Annotated in this window: 20 protein-coding genes; 12 read left to right on the top strand and 8 right to left on the bottom strand. The window is 70.4% G+C overall.

From position 1 onward, the window contains the following. Nucleotides 1-32 precede the first annotated feature (32 nt). Nucleotides 33-1,085 (bottom strand): glycosyltransferase family 2 protein, encoded by a 1,053-nt coding sequence (locus tag ITP53_RS18925; protein ID WP_207756117.1) that lies wholly within the window; start codon nt 1,083-1,085, stop codon nt 33-35. A 381-nt stretch (nt 1,086-1,466) separates the two neighbouring features. After that, a complete protein-coding gene (locus ITP53_RS18920; RefSeq protein ID WP_195896735.1) occupies nt 1,467-1,820 on the bottom strand; it encodes an SPW repeat domain-containing protein in 354 nt (117 codons plus the stop codon). 258 nt (nt 1,821-2,078) lie between these two features. Between ITP53_RS18920 and ITP53_RS18915 the strand changes: the two genes are divergently transcribed. The 7 genes from ITP53_RS18915 to ITP53_RS18885 are packed head-to-tail and all read left to right on the top strand — an operon-like array spanning nt 2,079 to nt 9,175. Further along, nucleotides 2,079-3,014, top strand: coding sequence for a GNAT family N-acetyltransferase (locus tag ITP53_RS18915; protein ID WP_195896734.1), 936 nt, complete (start codon nt 2,079-2,081; stop codon nt 3,012-3,014). Continuing rightward, entirely contained in the window at nt 3,011-3,733 is a 723-nt protein-coding gene (locus ITP53_RS18910; RefSeq protein WP_195896733.1) for a PIG-L deacetylase family protein, read from the top strand. Before ITP53_RS18915 ends, ITP53_RS18910 begins: the two co-directional genes overlap by 4 nt. Next, nucleotides 3,730-5,334, top strand: coding sequence for an ABC transporter substrate-binding protein (locus tag ITP53_RS18905; protein WP_207756116.1), 1,605 nt, complete (start codon nt 3,730-3,732; stop codon nt 5,332-5,334). The genes ITP53_RS18910 and ITP53_RS18905 overlap by 4 nt, the downstream gene beginning before the upstream one ends. After that, nucleotides 5,331-6,311: an ABC transporter permease gene (locus tag ITP53_RS18900; protein ID WP_195896731.1), complete on the top strand. Its 981-nt coding sequence runs from the start codon at nt 5,331-5,333 to the stop codon at nt 6,309-6,311. The genes ITP53_RS18905 and ITP53_RS18900 overlap by 4 nt, the downstream gene beginning before the upstream one ends. Beyond that, nucleotides 6,308-7,159: an ABC transporter permease gene (locus tag ITP53_RS18895; RefSeq protein WP_195896730.1), complete on the top strand. Its 852-nt coding sequence runs from the start codon at nt 6,308-6,310 to the stop codon at nt 7,157-7,159. The genes ITP53_RS18900 and ITP53_RS18895 overlap by 4 nt, the downstream gene beginning before the upstream one ends. 37 nt (nt 7,160-7,196) lie before the next feature. Further along, nucleotides 7,197-8,189, top strand: a complete 993-nt coding sequence (locus ITP53_RS18890; RefSeq protein ID WP_195896729.1) for an ABC transporter ATP-binding protein — start codon at nt 7,197-7,199, stop codon at nt 8,187-8,189. Then, nucleotides 8,186-9,175: an ABC transporter ATP-binding protein gene (locus ITP53_RS18885; RefSeq protein WP_207756115.1), complete on the top strand. Its 990-nt coding sequence runs from the start codon at nt 8,186-8,188 to the stop codon at nt 9,173-9,175. Before ITP53_RS18890 ends, ITP53_RS18885 begins: the two co-directional genes overlap by 4 nt. 869 nt (nt 9,176-10,044) lie before the next feature. On the opposite strand, the gene ITP53_RS18875 is transcribed toward ITP53_RS18885, so the two are convergent. Then, a complete protein-coding gene (locus ITP53_RS18875; protein ID WP_195896726.1) occupies nt 10,045-11,022 on the bottom strand; it encodes a helix-turn-helix transcriptional regulator in 978 nt (325 codons plus the stop codon). A 46-nt stretch (nt 11,023-11,068) separates the two neighbouring features. Between ITP53_RS18875 and ITP53_RS18870 the strand changes: the two genes are divergently transcribed. Then, on the top strand, nt 11,069-11,506 hold the full coding sequence (locus ITP53_RS18870) for a hypothetical protein (RefSeq protein ID WP_195896725.1): 438 nt from the start codon (nt 11,069-11,071) through the stop codon (nt 11,504-11,506). A gap of 22 nt (nt 11,507-11,528) precedes the next feature. Here the strand turns inward: ITP53_RS18870 and ITP53_RS18865 are convergent, their stop codons facing one another. Further along, entirely contained in the window at nt 11,529-11,816 is a 288-nt protein-coding gene (locus tag ITP53_RS18865; RefSeq protein ID WP_195896724.1) for a hypothetical protein, read from the bottom strand. Nucleotides 11,817-11,890: 74 nt separating this feature from the next. Here ITP53_RS18865 and ITP53_RS18860 point away from each other — a divergent pair, with 74 nt between their 5' ends. Beyond that, nucleotides 11,891-12,661: an SDR family oxidoreductase gene (locus ITP53_RS18860; protein WP_195896723.1), complete on the top strand. Its 771-nt coding sequence runs from the start codon at nt 11,891-11,893 to the stop codon at nt 12,659-12,661. 3 nt (nt 12,662-12,664) lie between these two features. On the opposite strand, the gene ITP53_RS18855 is transcribed toward ITP53_RS18860, so the two are convergent. From ITP53_RS18855 to ITP53_RS18845, 3 genes are read right to left on the bottom strand one after another with little or no spacing between them, the layout of a single operon-like run. Next, nucleotides 12,665-13,090 (bottom strand): hypothetical protein, encoded by a 426-nt coding sequence (locus ITP53_RS18855; protein ID WP_195896722.1) that lies wholly within the window; start codon nt 13,088-13,090, stop codon nt 12,665-12,667. 38 nt (nt 13,091-13,128) lie between these two features. Further along, a complete protein-coding gene (nhaA, locus tag ITP53_RS18850) occupies nt 13,129-14,925 on the bottom strand; it encodes a Na+/H+ antiporter NhaA (RefSeq protein WP_195896721.1) in 1,797 nt (598 codons plus the stop codon). A 59-nt stretch (nt 14,926-14,984) separates the two neighbouring features. Continuing rightward, complete coding sequence (locus ITP53_RS18845) at nt 14,985-15,131, bottom strand: hypothetical protein (protein ID WP_195896720.1); 147 nt, start codon at nt 15,129-15,131, stop codon at nt 14,985-14,987. An 18-nt stretch (nt 15,132-15,149) separates the two neighbouring features. Here ITP53_RS18845 and ITP53_RS18840 point away from each other — a divergent pair, with 18 nt between their 5' ends. The 3 genes from ITP53_RS18840 (at nt 15,150) to ITP53_RS18830 (ending at nt 16,800) form a co-directional block, all read left to right on the top strand. After that, nucleotides 15,150-15,674 carry an SDR family NAD(P)-dependent oxidoreductase gene (locus ITP53_RS18840; protein ID WP_195896719.1) on the top strand — a complete coding sequence of 175 codons (525 nt, stop codon included), beginning with the start codon at nt 15,150-15,152 and terminating at the stop codon, nt 15,672-15,674. A 107-nt stretch (nt 15,675-15,781) separates the two neighbouring features. After that, nucleotides 15,782-16,384 (top strand): TetR/AcrR family transcriptional regulator, encoded by a 603-nt coding sequence (locus ITP53_RS18835; RefSeq protein ID WP_195896718.1) that lies wholly within the window; start codon nt 15,782-15,784, stop codon nt 16,382-16,384. A 35-nt stretch (nt 16,385-16,419) separates the two neighbouring features. Next, nucleotides 16,420-16,800 carry a hypothetical protein gene (locus ITP53_RS18830; RefSeq protein ID WP_195896717.1) on the top strand — a complete coding sequence of 127 codons (381 nt, stop codon included), beginning with the start codon at nt 16,420-16,422 and terminating at the stop codon, nt 16,798-16,800. Here the strand turns inward: ITP53_RS18830 and ITP53_RS18825 are convergent. Continuing rightward, on the bottom strand, nt 16,776-17,075 hold a 300-nt coding region (locus ITP53_RS18825), incomplete at its 5' end, for a DUF523 domain-containing protein (RefSeq protein WP_195896716.1). The two genes, ITP53_RS18830 and ITP53_RS18825, sit on opposite strands and share 25 nt — an antisense overlap.

Below are 17,075 nucleotides of genomic sequence, written 5' to 3'. Positions count from 1 at the left end.
GGCTTCGTTTTTTTGGGGCTTGGCGGTGGTCTTCAGCGGCCTTTCTCGTAGATGAGCAGACCCTGGGACAGGTGGAGAGGGACCATGATGAGCTCGACCACCAGGGCCTTCCAGGCGTAGTAGAGGTTGACGGCTTTGTTGAGGTAGGCGAAGGGGAGGTTGTACAGGACCTGGTGGAGGAGGAGGCGGCGGCGTCTGGCCGCGTAGAGGAGGGCGGGGACGGTGAGGAGGAGCTCGCCGCCCACCCACCAGGCCATCGTGCGGGCCACGGGCTCATGCATGGCGAGGGTGAGGATCAGCGGACTCGCCCACCACAGCGGGGCCAGGAGGATCTCGAGGAGGGCCACGATGATCCAGGTGGCCAGCATGGGTTTGCGGGTGAGCAGGCGAGGCAGGTGGAGGCGGACATTCTGCATGAAGCCCGCCATCCACCGCCACACTTGTTTGCGTAGGTAGGGGAGAGTTTCGGGGTCGGCTGCCCACGCCATGGCGTCGGTGACGTAGACCGCTTTGCGGCCGTCGAGCTGCTGGCTCCACGTGTAGTCCATGTCCTCGACGATCGTGCGCTCAGGGAAACCGCCGAACGCCGTCAGCGTCGTGCGTCTGAACACCGAGCAGCAGCCCGAGCACACCATGGGGCTGTCGGCGAGCTGCTGGATCGGGCGGTGCCAGTGGAAGCCGAAGAGGTATTCGGTGGATCGGCCGCGCTCCCATGGGGTGCGGGCGAAACGGGTCTGCACGTTTCCCGCGGCCACCTCCACTGCTGGATCGTCGAACGCGGGCTTGATCCGCTCGATGTAGTCGGGTGCGAGCACGGTGTCCGCGTCCACGGCCAGGACCAGGTCGGTGTCGCAGTGTGGGAGCGCGTGGTTTTGTGCTCTGGCCTTGCTGCCCAGGTTGTGGGATGGGCGAAGGACGGTCACGCCGTACGACGCGGCCACCTCGCCGGTGCGGTCGGTCGAGCCGTCGTCCACCACGATGACCTTCTCTGGTGGGATCGACTGAGCGGCGATGGATCCCAGCGTGGCGGGGAGGCCGTGCTCCTCGTTGTGCGCCGGGACGATGACGGTGAGGGTGAGCGTCACCTGCGCCTCCTCAGCTTGGTGGCCATCAGGGTCACCAGGCCGACCGCAGCGTAGACGATCAGGCTGAAGCCCAGCGTGGGCGGTCCTCCGGGCATCCTCGGATTCCTTTCTGGTGGGTGGTGGCGGTGGTGCCGGAAACGAGGATGCCGGGGTTGGAGGGGGGCGGAGCGGCCGAACGTGGTTCTGTGGATGAGGTCGAGACTGTACGCCTTGTCCTGTGGACACCGCCGGACGTGAGAAGTGTGCTTGCCGGACGTGAGCGGCCTGGTGTGTCGGCAGGCGGACGTGACAGCGCTGGTTCATCGGTGGCCGGACATGAAAAAGGGCCGGACCTTCGATGGTCCGGCCCAGTGGCCCGCATGACCGGGAACGGCGCGCCCGTCAGTGCTGGGTCACGTGATGGTGGGCCGCCTTGCTGGCGGGTACGGCGGTGAGGCTGAGCACCACCGTGATGACACCGACGACCCAGGACGTCCACGACGCCCCCACGGCCGTGGCGTACGTGATCACCCACGGGGCGACGAACAGCAGCACGCCCCAGAGGGTGTTGAGCCATTCCGTCGCGACGACACCCGGGTTCGCGAGCGAAACGAGTGAGGTGATCACGATCAGCGCGCCAAGGACGATCAGCGCGGGAGTGGCGCCGGAGGCACCGACGACCCAGATCGGAGAGAGCGCCGCGTAGAGGCCGGCGACCAGGGTTACCCAGTCCTGCCAGCGTGACCATGCCTTCATGAGAACCTCCGCCAAAGGCGTTTGCGAGGCTGGCCTTTTGGTCAGTCGATCCACTGCAACCGCAGGTGGCGGGCGGCGATTCCCCCTGCGGCTGTGATGCTCCGCACACCGCTTGACGTGCAACATTCCATACTTACCGCACGCGAAACTAATTTTCTAGGTATCTGGCTGTGAAGAAAATTTCTTCCTGCGAGTTCTTGACCTGTGCGTTGACAGTGGGAAAGCTGTGGCCGGAGTGCTCCAGGTGAAAGGACCCTCATGGTCACTGTCCGCGCGTTCGCGTCCGGGGACGAGAACTCCCTGGTCGAGGCCTGGAACCGCAGCATGCCAGGCGATCCCACGACCTCCGGCTGGTTCCGCGACTGCGTCCTGCTCGATCCCAACTTCGACCCCTACGGCTTACGCGTGGCCGTGGCGGACGGGCGCGTGGTCGGCTGCGCGTACGCCGTCCGCAGGCGCACACCACTGGCCCCCGGCACCGACCTGGAGCCGGACCTGGGATGGATCCCGTTCTTCTTCGTCGAACCCGGGCATCGCGGCGGTGGGCTGGGGCGGCGGCTCCTGGGGGAGGCGCTGGGGTTCCTGGAGTCGGCCGGCCGGACGAAGGTGGATTTTTCGTCGTATACGCCGAACTATGTGCTGCCGGGCGCGGACGTCGAGCTCTACCCGGACGGGTTCCGGTTGCTGGAAGGGCTCGGCTTCCGGACGCTCTACTCGCCGGTCGCCATGGACCGGACGCTGGTCGGGTACGTGACGCCGGCCGACGTACACGACCTGCGGGCCGGCAGGGAGAGCGAGGGGTACGCCGTCCGCAGCCCGCTCGATGGCGAGTTACCCGAGCTCATCCGGTTCGCGGCGGAGGTGTTCAACCCCGACTGGGGCGAGGCGATTCGCCAGCATCGCGACCCCAAATGCATGGTTATCGCGAAAAAAGACCAAATAGTCGGGTTCGCCCTCTACGCGGCCTACCGCGGCGTCCCCGAGCGGTTCGGCCCCTTCGGCGTCGCCCCCGAGCAGCGCGGCACCGGCCTCGGCAAGATCCTCCTTCACCGCACCATGACCATGATGCGCGCCGAAGGGCTCCACTCCTCGTGGTTCCTCTGGACCGGCGAAGCCAGCCCCGCCGGCCACCTCTACACCAAAGCGGGCTACCAGATCACCAGACGGTTCCATGTGATGAGGCGGGGCGCGTGAGCGAGCAGACCACCCACGTACTGGCCATCGGCGCCCACGCGGGCGACCTCGACCTGACGGCGGGCGCGGTGCTCGCCCAGCACGTCCTGCGCGGCGACCGCGCCACGCTGCTGCATCTCACGCTCGGCGAGCGCGGCCACCCCCGGATGTCCGTCGCCGACTACGCGAAGCAGAAGCGCGAGGAGGCCGAGACGTTCGCGGGCGAGATCGGCGCGGACGTCAGGTTCCTCGACTACGAGGACGGCCTGCTGCCCGAGGACGAGGAGGTCAAGATGCGGGTCGGCGACCTGATCAGGGAGCTGCGGCCGGACGTCGTCCTGACCCATTGGAGCGCCTCCATCCACAAGGATCACGCCCGTACCCACCGGATCGTCGAGGACGCCCGCTTCTACGGCGGGCTGAAGACCCTCGAACGCGAGCGGCCCGCCTACTGGGCGAGCGAGCTCTACTACGCCGACAACTGGGAGGACGCCGAGGGCTACGCGCCCGACGTGTTCGTCGAGCTGAGCGAGGAGGCGTATGAGATCTGGTCGCGGGCGATCACCGGCTACGCGTACGCCCGGGGCGAGACCTACGGCTTCCCGTACGTCGACTACTACCGCGCGCTGACGATCGTGCGCGGCGCGCCTGCCGGGTTCGCCAGGGCGCAGGCCTTCGCCGCGCCGAAGGGCTCGCGTGACCTGCGGACCGCGTACTTCGGGAAGGCGGCCGCCCGATGAGACGGATGATCGCGGTTCTCGCCGTCCTGGCGCTGGCCGGCTGTTCGGGCGGGGGCTCCACGGGCGGCATGGGTACGAGCGCGCCGCCCCTGGTCATCCACGCCGCGGACGCGGGCACGTTCCAGGAGGACTTCAACCCGTACCACCTCGAAGGCGTGAACTTCGGGACGAGCGGGATGATCCACGAGACCCTGATGTACTTCAACAAGCTCAAGCCGGGTGAGGTCACGCCCTGGCTGGCCTTGGACCACGAATGGTCGGACAAGGGCAGGTCGCTCACGTTCACGCTCCGCCAGGGGGTGAAGTGGAGTGACGGGCAGCCGTTCACGGCCGAGGACGTGGCGTTCACGTTCCTGATGCTGAAGGACAACCCGCAGCTCAACAGGAACGCGCTGGAGATCGCGGACGCCGAGGCGCTGGCGCCCGACAAGGTACGCGTCGACTTCGAGAAGACCTCCTACGCCAAGCTGTTCAACATCGCGGGCAACTCGCCGATCGTGCCCAAGCACCTGTGGGAGAAGCAGGCGGACCCGGTCACGTTCACGAATCCGAAGCCGGTCGGCACCGGGCCCTACAAGCTGACGAGGTTCTCCGCGCAGCTCTACGAGATGGAGCGGAACCCGTCCTACTGGCAGCCGGGCAAGCCGGAGGTGCCGGTGCTGCGGTTCCCCGCGTACACCGCCAACTCCATCCAGACGGCGCTCCAGCAGGGCGAGGTCGACTGGGCGGGCGCGTTCGTGCCGGACATCGAGAAGATCTACGTGCAGGGCAAGCCGGAGCAGAACAAGTTCTACTTCCCGCCCGAGGGCGTGGTGACGCTGCTGCCCAACCTCACCCACCCGATCCTGGCCAAGCCGGAGGTACGCCAGGCGATCAGCCTCGCCGTCGACCGCGACAAGATCGTCAAGGTGGCCGAGCGGGGCTACACGAAGGTCGCGCATCCCACCGGCGTGCCGATGCCGGGCGGGGAGGCGTACGTGGCGCCCGAGTACCGGGACGCGGCCTTCAAGGTGGACCTCGAACGGGCCAGGCAACTGCTCGAAGGGGTGGACCCGGCGGAGTTGACGTTCGAGCTGCTGGTGCCGTCGCCGTTCACCGACTGGGTGAACGCCGCCCAGCTCATCCGCGAGGACCTGGCCAAGATCGGCATCACGGTCGAGACCAGGGGCGTGGCGTTCCAGGACTGGGTTTCCAAGACCGGCAAGGGCGACTACGAGCTGTCGATCAGGGCCACCGCGTCGGGGCCGACGCCGTACTTCCAGATGCGCTCGATGCTGTTCGGCGGCCTGGCCGAGCCCGTCGGGGAGCCCGCGACCGGTAACTACCAGCGGTGGAAGGACGCCGAGACCGACCGGTTGATCGACGCGTACGCCGCCACCGAGGACGAGGCCGAGCAACAGCGCGCCACGCAGGGACTCGGCAAGATCATGGTCGAGAAGCTGCCCGCGCTGCCGCTCTTCTACAGCCCGTCGTGGGCGGAGTACCGGACGAACAAGTACGTCGGCTGGCCCTCCGAGCAGGACCCGTACGCGATGCCGTCGCCGTACACCTCGCCGGACGCGGCCGTGGTGCTGCTGCGGCTGAAGCCGGCGGCCACGTGAGGTTCCTGGCCCGGCGGCTCGGCTTCTACCTGCTGACGGCCTGGGCCGCCGTCACGCTGAACTTCCTGATCCCCCGGCTCATGCCGGGGGACCCGGTCGACCTGCTGGTGGCCAGGATGAAGGGGAACGTCGAGCCCGAGGCCATAGACGCGATGCGCCGCGCGTTCGGCATCAGCGACGCGAGCCTGTGGCGGCAGTATCTGGACTACCTGGGCAATCTCGCTCAAGGCGAGCTGGGCCGCTCGATCACCTTCTTTCCCACCGAGGTGTCCAGGGTCATCGCCGACAGCCTGCCGTGGACGATCGGGCTCGTCGGGGTCGCCACGCTGATCAGCTACCTGGTGGGCACCTCGCTCGGCGTGCTGCTGGCGTGGAAGCGCGGCACCTGGCTCGACGGGATCCTGCCTGCCGCGACGTTCGCGCACGCGGTGCCGTACTTCTGGGTGGCCCTGGCGCTCGTGTTCGTGTTCGGGGTGACGCTGCAGTGGTTCCCCGCCAGCCGTGGGTACGGGCTCGACGTGATGCCGGGCCTCACCGGCGACTTCGCGGGGAGCGTCGTCTACCACGCGGCGCTGCCCGCGCTGACGATCGTGATCGCGTCGATGGCCGACCGGATCCTCGGCATGCGCAACGTCATGGTGACCACCCTCGGCGAGGACTACGTCGTGATGGCCGAGGCCAAGGGGCTGACCTCCAGGCGGGTCATGTGGGCGTACGCGGCCCGGAACGCGATCCTGCCCAACATCACCAGTTTCGCCCTGAGCCTCGGCTTCGTCGTCGGCGGGTCCGTGCTGACGGAGATCGTGTTCTCATATCCGGGGATCGGGTCGATGCTGCTCAAGGGGGTCGAGAACGAGGACTTCCCGCTCATGCAGGGCATCTTCCTCGTCATCTCGCTGGCCGTGCTCGTCGCCAACTTCCTGGCCGACCTGGCGTACGTGGTGCTCGACCCGCGTACCAGGCAGGAGTCCGAATGAAAATCAAGATCGGGATCGGCATCCTCGCCTTCTTCACGCTGATGGCGCTGCTCGGGCCGCTGCTCATCACCGCCGACCCCGCCGCGACCAGCGACGCCGGGCTGCGGGGGCCGTCGGCCGGACACTGGCTCGGCACCACGCAGAGCGGGCAGGACATCCTCACCCAGATCGTCTACGGCGCCCGCGTCTCGATGGGCGTCGGCCTGCTGTCGGCGGTGATCGCCACCGTGGTCGCGGTCGTCGTCGGCCTGGCCGGCGGTTACTTCGGCGGCGCCGTCGACGAGGTGCTCTCCGTGCTGACCAACATCTTCCTCGTCCTGCCCGCCCTCCCGCTGATCATCGTGCTGGCCGGCTACCTGCCGCAGCGCGGCGTCGGCTCGGTGGCGGTGGTCATCGCGGTCACCGGCTGGGCCTGGGGCGCCCGCGTGCTGCGCGCCCAGACCCTGTCCGTACGGCGCCGCGACTTCGTCCAGGCCGCACGGGCCGGCGGCGAGGGGGCGTTCCGGATCATCTTCTTCGAGATCCTGCCCGTGCTGCTGCCCGTCATCGCCACCAGCTTCCTGGCAACCGTGGTCGGCGCGATCCTGGCCGAGGCCGGGCTGTCGTTCCTCGGCCTGGCCGACCTGTCCACCGTGAGCTGGGGCAGCATGCTCTATTTCGCACAGAACGGTCAGGCGCTGCTCATCGGGGCGTGGTGGTGGTTCATCCCGCCGGGGCTCTGCATCGCGCTCATCGGCACCGGGCTGGCGCTGGTGAACTTCGGCATCGACGAGATCGCCAACCCCCGGCTGCGAACGATCAAGGTGCCCAGGAAGGCACGCCGCGTGCCCAGGGAGGCTCGCGTATGAACGTGCTGGAACGCCGGGCGCCCGGGAAGGCTCGCGCATGAACGTCCTGGAACTCCGCGACCTGTCCGTCGACTACCTGTCCGCCTCCGGAGCCGTGCACGCCGTCGCCGGCATCTCGCTCGACCTGCGGCGCGGCGAGATCCTCGGCCTCGCGGGGGAGAGCGGCAGCGGCAAGTCCACACTGGCGAACGCCGTCGCCCGGCTGCTGCGCCCGCCCGCCGCGATCACCTCCGGCTCGGTCGTCTACCGCCGCCAGGACGGCTCCCCGGTCGACGTGCTCGCCCTGAGACGCGAGGAGCTGCGCGCCTTCCGCTGGAAGGAGCTGGCCGTCGTCTTCCAGAGCGCCATGAACTCGCTCAACCCGGTCAGCACCGTCGGCGCCCAGATCTCCGACGTGCTGCGCGTGCACGCCCCGTCGATGTCGCGCGGCGAGCGTACGGAACGGGCCGTGGAGCTGCTGCGACGCGTCGGCATCAGCGCCGACCGGCGGCGGGCGTACCCGCATGAGCTGTCCGGGGGCATGCGGCAGCGTGCGGTCATCGCCATCGCGCTCGCGCTCAACCCCGAGATCATCATCATGGACGAGCCCACGACCGCGCTCGACGTGGTGGTCCAGCGCGACATCCTGCACGAGATCAGGGAGCTCAGGCAGGAGTACGGCTTCGCGGTCGTGTTCATCACGCACGACCTGTCGCTGCTCATGGAGATCTCCGACCGGATCGCCATCATGTACGCCGGCAGGGTCGTGGAGACCGGCACGGCGAAGGGGCTGCATCGGGCGCCGCGGCACCCGTACACGGTGGGGTTGCTGCGCTCGTTCCCCCGCCTGCGCGGGCCGCGCGAGGAGCTGCTCGGCATCCCAGGCACGCCGCCCGACCTGAGGGCGTTGCCGGAGGGATGCGCCTTTCATCCGCGTTGCCGGCTGGCCGTGGCGGCATGCTCCGCGGAGCTGCCCGAGCTCTCCGGCGACGCGGAGGGCGAAGTCGCGTGCCTGCTGAACGGCGGGCGCGGAGTGGAGGAGACCTCATGATCGTTCTGGAGGGGCGGAACCTCACCAAGTACTTCACCGCCGCCCGCGGGCCCCGGGGACGGCTCGGCAGGCGGCCTCCCGTGCGCGCCGTGGACGACGTGTCGATCGCGCTGCGGGCCGGCTCGGTGACGGCGCTCGTCGGGGAGAGCGGGTGCGGGAAGAGCACGGTCGCGCGGCTGCTCGCGCAGGTGTACCCGGCCACGTCCGGCGAGGTCCTGCTGCGCGGCGAGCCGGTACGCGCGCACCGCGGGCCGGCGTTCAGGGACTATCGGCGGCAGGTGCAGCTCATCTTCCAGGACCCGTTCGCCTCGCTGAACCCCTTCCACCGCGTGCGCTACCACCTGGCCAGGCCGCTGCGCCTGCACGGGCACGCCCGCTCGGCCGCGCACGAGCGGGAGCTCGTCGCCGAGCTGCTCGAACGCGTCAGCCTCACGCCGGTCGAGCAGTTCATGGACAAGCTGCCGCACGAGCTGTCCGGCGGGCAGCGGCAGCGGGTGGCGATCGCCAGGGCGCTGGCGGTGCGGCCCGTGGCGCTGATCGCCGACGAGCCCGTGTCGATGCTGGACGTGTCGATCCGGCTCGGGGTGCTGCGGCTGCTGGAGCGGCTGGCCGACGAGAGCGGGCTGGCGCTCCTGTACATCACGCACGACATCGCCAGCGCCCGCTACTTCGCTTCGGACATCACGGTGATGTACGCCGGGCGGCTGATCGAGAGCGGTCCCGGCGAGGAGCTGACGCAGGGGGCCCGGCATCCGTACACGCGGTTGCTGCTGGAGTCGGCGCCGGATCCGGACCGGGTGGCCCCGGCGCGGGGGGAGCGGCACGGGGAGCCGCCGAGCCTGATCGATCCGCCGGGCGGCTGCCGGTTTCATCCGCGCTGCCCGGTGGCCCTGCCGGTGTGCGGGAGCGAGGCGCCCGGCCGTACCGAGCTGGGGGAGGGGCGCTGGGTGCACTGCTGGCAGGCTGAAAGCGCCCTCACACCCTGAGTTTTCCGGGTTCACGCTGTGAGGTCGTGCCACCAGCGCGCTCCGCGCCCCGCCCCTTCGCCAGCTGCCGCGCGCCGCGTGCGGCTTCGGGCCGTTTGGGCGTCCTGAGGGTCCTGGGCGTTCCGTGCGTCCCGGCGGTCCAGGGGTTTCTGTCGTTTTCGGGTATTCCGGAAATTTCGGGGGTTCCAGCGATTCCCAGAGTTTCGGGGGGTGCGGGGGTTCCGGATAGAGGTGGCGTAGGACCTCGCGGACGCCGATGGCGGCCCATTCGGCGCCGTACGCGAGCGCGGCCAGCGCCTCGACCCCAGCCGAGAGCAGGGGGAGCGGCAGCGGCCGGTACGGTGGCCCGTCCTCGACGACCAGCGCCACCGGCACCCCGTAGGAGGCGATCGTCCGCATGAGGGCCGCCCCGTCCTCGGCGACCCACCGGGCGTGTACGGGCAGCACCGCGATCACACCCTCCCACTGGACGGCCTGTTCGAGGATGGCGTGCAGGGCTTCCTCATCCCCTTTGCCGATGTATCCGGAGTCGGTGAGCGGGGCCGTGGCGCCCGACTCGACCTGGTCCGCGATCCAGTCGGCGGAGAGCCGCGCCGTGCCCCGGACGCGGGCCGACCCCGCGTAGCGGCGGCGGTCGGCGAGGACCGGGCCGTCGTAACCCCGGCGGCGCACCATGCGGATCGCGTCGTGCGCCGCCTGACCGGTGAAGACCAGGCCGGAGCCGGGATGCCCGGTCAGCGCCACGGCGTCGTAGACGTCCCTGGCGCTGACCTGGACCAGCAGCCGCTCGTGAAGGTCCATGGCCGCGCGCTCTCTGGGGCGGGGGAGTCTTCACCCTGAAATATCCCCATAAATCGCGGTATAAGTGCTCAGCTGGGCCGGTAGCGTTCGGCGAGCACCCTCGCGGCGGCCGCCAGGCGGTCGCGCAGCTCGGCCGGATCCAGCACCTCGGCGTCCACGCCCAGCCTGAGGAACTCGCCCAGCGCGTGCTCGATCGACTCGATCGGCACGGTGACCCGCGTCCAGCCCTCCTCGTCCGGCGGCTGCGCGCTCTGCCGCGCCGCCGCCACCGTCCCCGGCGTCATGAGATCGGCCAGCCGCTCCAGGCCGCGCGGCGACAGCCGCACGGTCGCCTCGCCCCACCGCAGCCTGGCCTCGAACTCGGCGAGGTATTCCCGCCAGTACGCCGTCAGGCAGAAGCCCTCAGGCCTGGCGAAGGTCTCGGGAAGCGGGTGCAGTTCGAGGATCTGCGAGACGCGGTAGGTCCGCACGTCCTCGCCGGCCCGCGCGACCAGGTACCATCGCCCCGCCTTGAGCACCAGCCCGTACGGGTCCAGCCGCCGCTCCACCTCCTGGGGCGCCTGCCAGCGGCGGTACCTGACCTGGACGCGGCGCTCGTTCCAGACGGCGTCGGCCACGGCGGGCAGGAACGTGACCGGCTCCTGGTCGCGGTACCAGGTCGGGGCGTCGAGGTGGAACCGCTCCTGGATGCGCCCGGCCCGGTCGCGCAGCTCGACGGGCAGCGCGGCCATGAGCTTGAGCTGCGCGGCCGTCACCACCGCGCCCAGACCCAGCTCGGCCGCGGGACCGGGCAGGCCCGCCAGGAACAGCGACTCGGCCTCGTCCGCGGTCAGGCCGGTGAGCCTGGTGCGGTAGCCGTCGAGCAGTTGGTAGCCGCCGTGCGGGCCCGCGTCGCCGTACAGGGGGATGCCGGCGGTGTGGAGCGACTCGACGTCGCGGTAGATGGTGCGTACGGAGACCTCCAGCCGATCGGCGAGCTCCTGGGCCGTCATCCGGCCGCGCGTCTGCAGGAGCAGGAGGATCGAGACCAGGCGGGAAGCACGCACATTCGCTGACACTACATGTCAGTGACTGGTCGCTACCTTTCCGCCCATGAACGACTTCGACTTTCTCGCCGGTCACTGGAACGTCGCCAACCGCCGCCTGGCCGGCGACGAATGGGACGAGTTCCCCGGCCACTCGGTCGCCACCCGGCATTTCGACGGGGCGGCGAGCTTCGACGAGGTCACGTTCCCGACCAAGGGGTTCAGCGGGCTGACGGTCCGCGTGTACGACCACACGACGCGGCAGTGGTCGATCTACTGGGCGAGCAGCGCGAGGGGTGTGCTCGACACCTCGCCCATGGTGGGCGCGTTCGATGGCGACCGCGGCGAGTTCTACGGCGAGGAGACCCACGAGGGCAGACGGGTGCGGTGCCGTTTCCTCTGGAGTGTGCTCGGCCAGGACGGCGCGCGATGGGAGCAGGCATTCTCGGCCGACGACGGGAAGACCTGGGAGACGAACTGGACCATGGACTTCACGCGCGCATGACGCTCCCCGGCGGGACGCGGGCTCAGCCGCGTACCCACAGGACGGCGGCCACGGCCAGGGCCGCGATCGCCAGCACCAGCCCGCCGGCCACGATCGCCCACCACCAGGAGGACCGCGGCGGCCTGGCCTCGTAGTGCGGGACGTCGGGGAACATGTCCGGCGTGTACGGCAGCCGCCGCGTGTTCGGCGCCTCGGGCGGCCCCTGCCGGGGCGGCGGCCCCTGCTGCGTTGGTCTGGTCGGATGGGGGAAGCGGTGCCTGATCGTCTGGTTGGGATCAGGGTTCGGCCGGCCAGGCTGCTCTGGAGTCATGATCCCCTCAGGCGCGCTGCGGAGTTATCGACTTCCATTGTCACACTTTTACCGGCTGTTCCGTCCGTACTGGCATGACATCTGTGCTCGTGACGGGCGGCAGCGGACGGCTCGGTCGCCCGCTGCTGGCCCTGCTGGTCGAAGCGGGGTACGACGTGCGCGCGGTGAGCCGTGCCGCCCGCGCTCAGGATGGCGGCGTGCGGTGGGTCGTGGCGGACCTGACCACCGGCAGGGGCGTGGCCGAGGCCGTGGCCGGGGTGGACGTGATCGTGCACCTGGCCTCGGCGCCGTACAAGGGCCGTTACACGCTGCGGGTGGAGCTGGACGGCACGTCGGCGCTGCTGGCGGCGGCGCGGGCGGCCTCCGCCGGGCACGTGATCTACACCTCGATCGTGGGGGCAGACCTGGTGCCGTGGGGATATTTCCGGACGAAGGTCCGCGCTGAGGGGCTCGTGCGGGACAGCGGGGTGCCGTACACGATCGTGCGGGTGACGCAGTTCCACGAGTTCGTCGACCAGGCGCTGCGGGGGATGGCCCGGCTCGGCGTGGTGGTCGCCGATCCGGGGATACCCGCGCAACCGGTGGACGTTCGCGATGTGGCGCGGCACCTCGTGTCGCTGGCCGGGCGCGGCCCCGGCGGCGGGATCGAGGAGTACGGCGGTCCGGAGGTGCTGACGATGGCCGAGGCCGCCGAACGCTGGCTGCGAGCTCGGGGGAGGCGCCGGCCGATGGTGCGGCTGCGGCTGCCCGGCGGGCTGGGGCGGGCGTTCAGGGCCGGCCATCTGACCACGGAGGCCCGGCCGGCCGGTGAGATCACCTGGAACGCGTACTTGGGAGGGTCGTAGGCGTCAGCCTCCGAAGGGGGGCTGCTGCGGGTTCTGCCAGCCGGGCTCCTGCTGCGGTTGCTGCCAGCCGGCGGGGGGCTGTTGCCAGCCCTGTCCCTGGGGTCCCGCGGGCTGCGCCGGGTCGCGGCGGGCGACCACCGCCCAGATCAGCAGCCCCGTGCCGGTCACGGTGAGGATCAGGTTGATCAGATTGGTGATGGTGAACGTCGGCCCCATACCGAGATAGTCGGCCAGCAGTTCGTACAGGAAGCCCGACAGGACGCTGAACACCGCTCCGAGCAGGAGCACGAAACAGCCGATCATCCCCATCACCGCCGCTCGTCCGTGGTCTCGCCGCTTGATCAGCATCATGATGATGCCGCCGATCAGCAGGACGGCCATGAGGATGAAGTGGACGGCGCTGATGATCAGCGCGGACGTCTGGATCATTCAAGGATCTCCGGGGGTAATAGGGGAACTCGTTGACGCTACGGGGATTCGCGCAGTTCTTCCACTGCGCCGCTGATCGAATCCCGGTTCAGTGGGCCTTGGTAGCGCACGCCGTTCATGAAGATCGTGGGGGTGCCGCGCACGCCGCTCGCGTGGCCGGACTCCTCGTCGCGGGCGATCCTGGCGACGTGGGCGGGCACGTCGGACCAGGGCTCGACGGCCAGTTCGGCGGCGTAGTGCTCGAGGTCGGCGTCGGTGAGGAAACGCTGGTTGTCGAAGAGCATCGTGTGCATCTCCCAGAACCTGCCCTCGTCGGCCGCGGCCTCGGACACGATCGCGGCGGATGCGGCCCGGGGGTGCAGGGTGCGTAGCGGGAAATGCCGGAACACCAGGCGTACGTCCGGATGGGTGCGGCGCAGCTCCTCCAGGATCGGGTGGAGCCGGCCGCAGTACGGGCATTCGAAGTCGCCGTACTCGACGATCGTCACCTTGGCGTCGGCGGGCCCGCGTACGTGGTCGTCCGGGCCGACGGGCACGGTGAGCGTCTCGGGCAGCTCCTCGGCCGGCTCGGCCTCGGGCGGCGCGCAGACCCCGCCCCGGTCCCACGCCAGCCGGAAGATCACCCATCCCAGCGCGGCGGCCAGCAGCGATCCCGCCAGAATCCCGATCTTCGCCTGATCGTGCAGGGCCGAGTCGTCGAAGGCCAGGTCCACGATGAACAGCGCGACGGTGAACCCGATCCCCGAGACCGCGGCCCCGCCCAGCAGCTGCCCCCAGACCAGGTTGCCAGGCAGGATGCCCCACCCGAGCCGGAGCGGCAGCCACGTGCCGAGGGCGATGCCGGCGAACTTCCCGACGAGCAGGCCCAGGGCCACGCCGATGGACACCGGCGAGGTGAGCGCGGCGCGCAGCGTCTCGCCGTCGAGCCGCACCCCGGCGTTGGCCAGCGCGAAGATCGGCACGATGACGTAGCCGCTCCAGGGCAGCAACCGCAACTGCAGCCGCTCGTTGACGGAGACGGCCCGCTGGACGCGCAGCGTGGCCTCCCGCGCCGCCTGCGCGCTCGGCTCGCTCGTGAACCCCTGCACGGCCTCCCCGGCGAGCAGCAGTTTCTGGTCGGTGGGCGCGTAGACAAAGACGAGGACGCCCAGCGCGATGCCGACCAGCGTCGGATGGATGCCGCTCTCGAGCGTGGCCACCCAGAGCGCGAAGCCCAGCACGATGTACGCGGGCGCCCGCCAGATCTTCAGCCACCGCAGCGTCACGATGGCCGCGAGCAGCACCACGGCACTGATCAGGGCGGGAACGGACAGGCCCGCGGTGTAGAAGAGCGCGATGATGATGATCGCGAGCACGTCGTCGACGATGGCCAGCGTCAGCAGGAACGCCCGCAGCGGCTCGGGGCACCGCGCTCCGACGACGGCGAGCACGCCGAGCACGAAGGCCGTGTCGGTGGCGATGGGCACCCCCCACCCGCCCGCGCCGGGCCCGCCGAAGTTGAGCAGCAGGTAGATCCCCGCAGGCACGAGCATCCCGCCGAGCGCCGCCACCGCCGGCACGGCGATCAGCCGCCGGTTCGTGAGCTGCCCGAGCCGGACCTCGTAGGAGACCTCCAGCCCGATGACGAAGAAGAACAGGGTCATGAGCCCGTCGTTGACCCAGTGCCGCAGGTCCAGGGAGAACTCCGCGGTGCCGAAGGAGATCCCCATGCTCGTGTGCCAGAAGGACTCGTAGGTGTCACCCCAGGGCGAGTTGGCCCAGAGCAGGGCCAGCGCGGTGGCGACGAGCAGCACGCTCGTACTGCCGACCTCGGTCCTGAAGAAGGCACGCAGCATCACAGATCCCCCTGACGGTCCGATCCTAGAGCCGCGCCTCGAGACCCGGTCGGCCGCCCTCAGGCGAGGAACAGGTAGACGGCCGCGTCCCTGGCCAGCAGGAACCCGGCGATCGCCAGATCGCGGCCACCTCCAGCACCCCGGCGGTCAGCCCCAGCGGCACCATCGCCCGGGGCCGCCCGTCCGCGGGTGGACAGCCCGAGCATGAGCGCCACTCCCACCAGGTGCTGCGGGCGGGCGGCGGCCGGGTGATCAACATCAGCGCGGTCACGGCCAGGCAGCCGATGCCGTTCCTCGCGCCGCTGTGCGGCAGCAAGGCCGCGCTGGCCGCGATGTCCCAGGCGCTGCGCATGGAGCTGGCCGCGTGGGGGATCCCGGTCGTGCTCGTCGAGCCGGGCAGCACCGCCACCGCGATCTTCGACAAGGCCGGGGCGGCTTCCAGGGCCGCGCTCGCGCTGGCCGAGCCGCGCCGGGCGGCCCTCTACGCCGCCCACCTGGCCGCGGTCGAGAAGGCGCTGGCGCGCCAGAAGCCCGCCCCGGCCGCGCCGGTGGCCGTCACCGTGATCAAGGCGCTGGAGGCGCGCAAGCCCAAGCGCCTGTACGTCGTCCCCGGCGACGCGCGCCTGATCGGCTTGCTCACCTGCCTGCCCGTGGGCCTGCGGGAACGTCTGGTCCTCGGCAACCTCGGCCTGAGCGGGTTGCGGGCCGGCGACGCCGGATCGCCCGCGGGGGCGGGTTCGGCCCCATGACGTGACCGGCGTCCGGTGCGCGGGGCGTACATAATGCGTCTGATGCGTCGGCACGGGGGGTGTTCCGCATCGGCAGCAGGCCCGCGCACCGACACCTGGGAGTTCTCATGAGCAGCCGCCGCTGGGGCCGGTCCGGCACCACCAGGGACGCGCTGCTGCGCGCCGCCCGTGAGGTCTTCCTGGCCAAAGGGTACGCCGACGCCACCGTCGCCGACATCGTCGAGGCGTCCGGGATCAGCGTCGGCAGCCTCTACCACCACTTCGGCGGCAAGCCGGGCCTGTTCCTGGCGTTGTGGGAGCAGTTCATGCGCGGGCAGGAGGAGCGCACCTCCAGGGCGGCCAGGGCCACCGAGGGCACGAGCGAGCGGTTCCTGGCCGGGGCCCGCGCCTACCTGGAGGGCTCGTGGGACCAGCGCGAGGTGGCCAGGTTGTTCCTGGAGAACGACGGGCCGGTCGAGTTCTCGACGCTGCGCAGGCAGCGCGGCTGGGACTGGATCGGCGGCAACAAACGCCTGCTCGGGCTGGCGGACACGCGGGAGAGCCACGTGCTCGTGGTCCTGCTGACCACCATGATGGGCGAGGCGGGGCGCGAGGTGGCCGCGTGCGAGTCCGACGAGGACGCCAAGGTCACCATCGACGAGGTGATCCGGCTGGTGCGGCGCATGCTCTCTACTGCCGACGGCGTACCGGCGCCGCCTCCTCAGGGATGATTCGCCCGTCATGGCAGGGTGCGAGCGTAGGGAGCATGGACGCACTTCGCCGGGCGCTGGGCCTGCTCTCGCTGCTCTACGTGCTGATCTTCCTTTTCTTCGGGCTGCTGCACGCCGGGATCACGCTCGGCCCGATGCGCGAGCCGGTGATCGTGCCCGCAGCGATCGTGGAGACGCTCTGCGGCGCGGCCCTGCTCGCCGGGGCGTACGGCGCGCTGACCGGCAGGACGTGGGTCTGGGACGGGCTGATCTACGGTCACGCCGCCGCGCTCGGCGGGGTGGTGCTGGGGATCGTGGCGCTGGCGCTCGGCCCCGGCACGGCGACCGCGCTGCTCGTCTGGTATCACAGCTCGATGGCCGCCGCGCTCGCCGCCGGCTTGGCCGGCTCCTTCTACGTCTCCAGGGTCCGCAGGTAGGCGGCGGCCTCGGTGACCTGGTCCTCGGTGAACACGCGGACGCCGCTCCGCTCCAGCAGCGCCGTCGTGACGCCCTGGCCCGGCGTACGCCGCCCCGCGAACGTGCCGTCGTAGATCGCCAGCGCGCCGCACGACGGGCTGCCCTCCTTCAGCACCGCCAGCCGGACGCCGGACCGCCGCGCGACGGCGAGCGCGGCCCGCGCCCCGGCCAGGAACTCGGCCGTCACGTCGGACCCGTCGGTCGCCAGGACGCGGGCGGCGCCGGAGAGCACGGC

This window comes from Nonomuraea cypriaca (genome assembly GCF_015645445.1).
GTDB lineage: Bacteria > Actinomycetota > Actinomycetes > Streptosporangiales > Streptosporangiaceae > Nonomuraea > Nonomuraea cypriaca.
This window is presented reverse-complemented; position numbering and strand designations above follow the sequence as displayed.

Bases quoted from the DNA above. Each gene is read 5' to 3' on its own strand.
- ITP53_RS18920 (WP_195896735.1), bottom strand. From the start codon at position 1,820: ATGAAGGCATGGTCACGCTGGCAGGACTGGGTAACCCTGGTCGCCGGC.
- ITP53_RS18915 (WP_195896734.1), top strand. From the start codon at position 2,079: ATGGTCACTGTCCGCGCGTTCGCGTCCGGGGACGAGAACTCCCTGGTC.
- ITP53_RS18905 (WP_207756116.1), top strand. From the start codon at position 3,730: ATGAGACGGATGATCGCGGTTCTCGCCGTCCTGGCGCTGGCCGGCTGT.
- ITP53_RS18895 (WP_195896730.1), top strand. From the start codon at position 6,308: ATGAAAATCAAGATCGGGATCGGCATCCTCGCCTTCTTCACGCTGATG.
- ITP53_RS18890 (WP_195896729.1), top strand. From the start codon at position 7,197: ATGAACGTCCTGGAACTCCGCGACCTGTCCGTCGACTACCTGTCCGCC.
- ITP53_RS18885 (WP_207756115.1), top strand. From the start codon at position 8,186: ATGATCGTTCTGGAGGGGCGGAACCTCACCAAGTACTTCACCGCCGCC.
- ITP53_RS18870 (WP_195896725.1), top strand. From the start codon at position 11,069: ATGAACGACTTCGACTTTCTCGCCGGTCACTGGAACGTCGCCAACCGC.
- ITP53_RS18865 (WP_195896724.1), bottom strand. From the start codon at position 11,816: ATGACTCCAGAGCAGCCTGGCCGGCCGAACCCTGATCCCAACCAGACG.
- ITP53_RS18860 (WP_195896723.1), top strand. From the start codon at position 11,891: ATGACATCTGTGCTCGTGACGGGCGGCAGCGGACGGCTCGGTCGCCCG.
- ITP53_RS18855 (WP_195896722.1), bottom strand. From the start codon at position 13,090: ATGATCCAGACGTCCGCGCTGATCATCAGCGCCGTCCACTTCATCCTC.
- nhaA (WP_195896721.1), bottom strand. From the start codon at position 14,925: ATGCTGCGTGCCTTCTTCAGGACCGAGGTCGGCAGTACGAGCGTGCTG.
- ITP53_RS18845 (WP_195896720.1), bottom strand. From the start codon at position 15,131: ATGCTCGGGCTGTCCACCCGCGGACGGGCGGCCCCGGGCGATGGTGCC.
- ITP53_RS18835 (WP_195896718.1), top strand. From the start codon at position 15,782: ATGAGCAGCCGCCGCTGGGGCCGGTCCGGCACCACCAGGGACGCGCTG.
- ITP53_RS18830 (WP_195896717.1), top strand. From the start codon at position 16,420: ATGGACGCACTTCGCCGGGCGCTGGGCCTGCTCTCGCTGCTCTACGTG.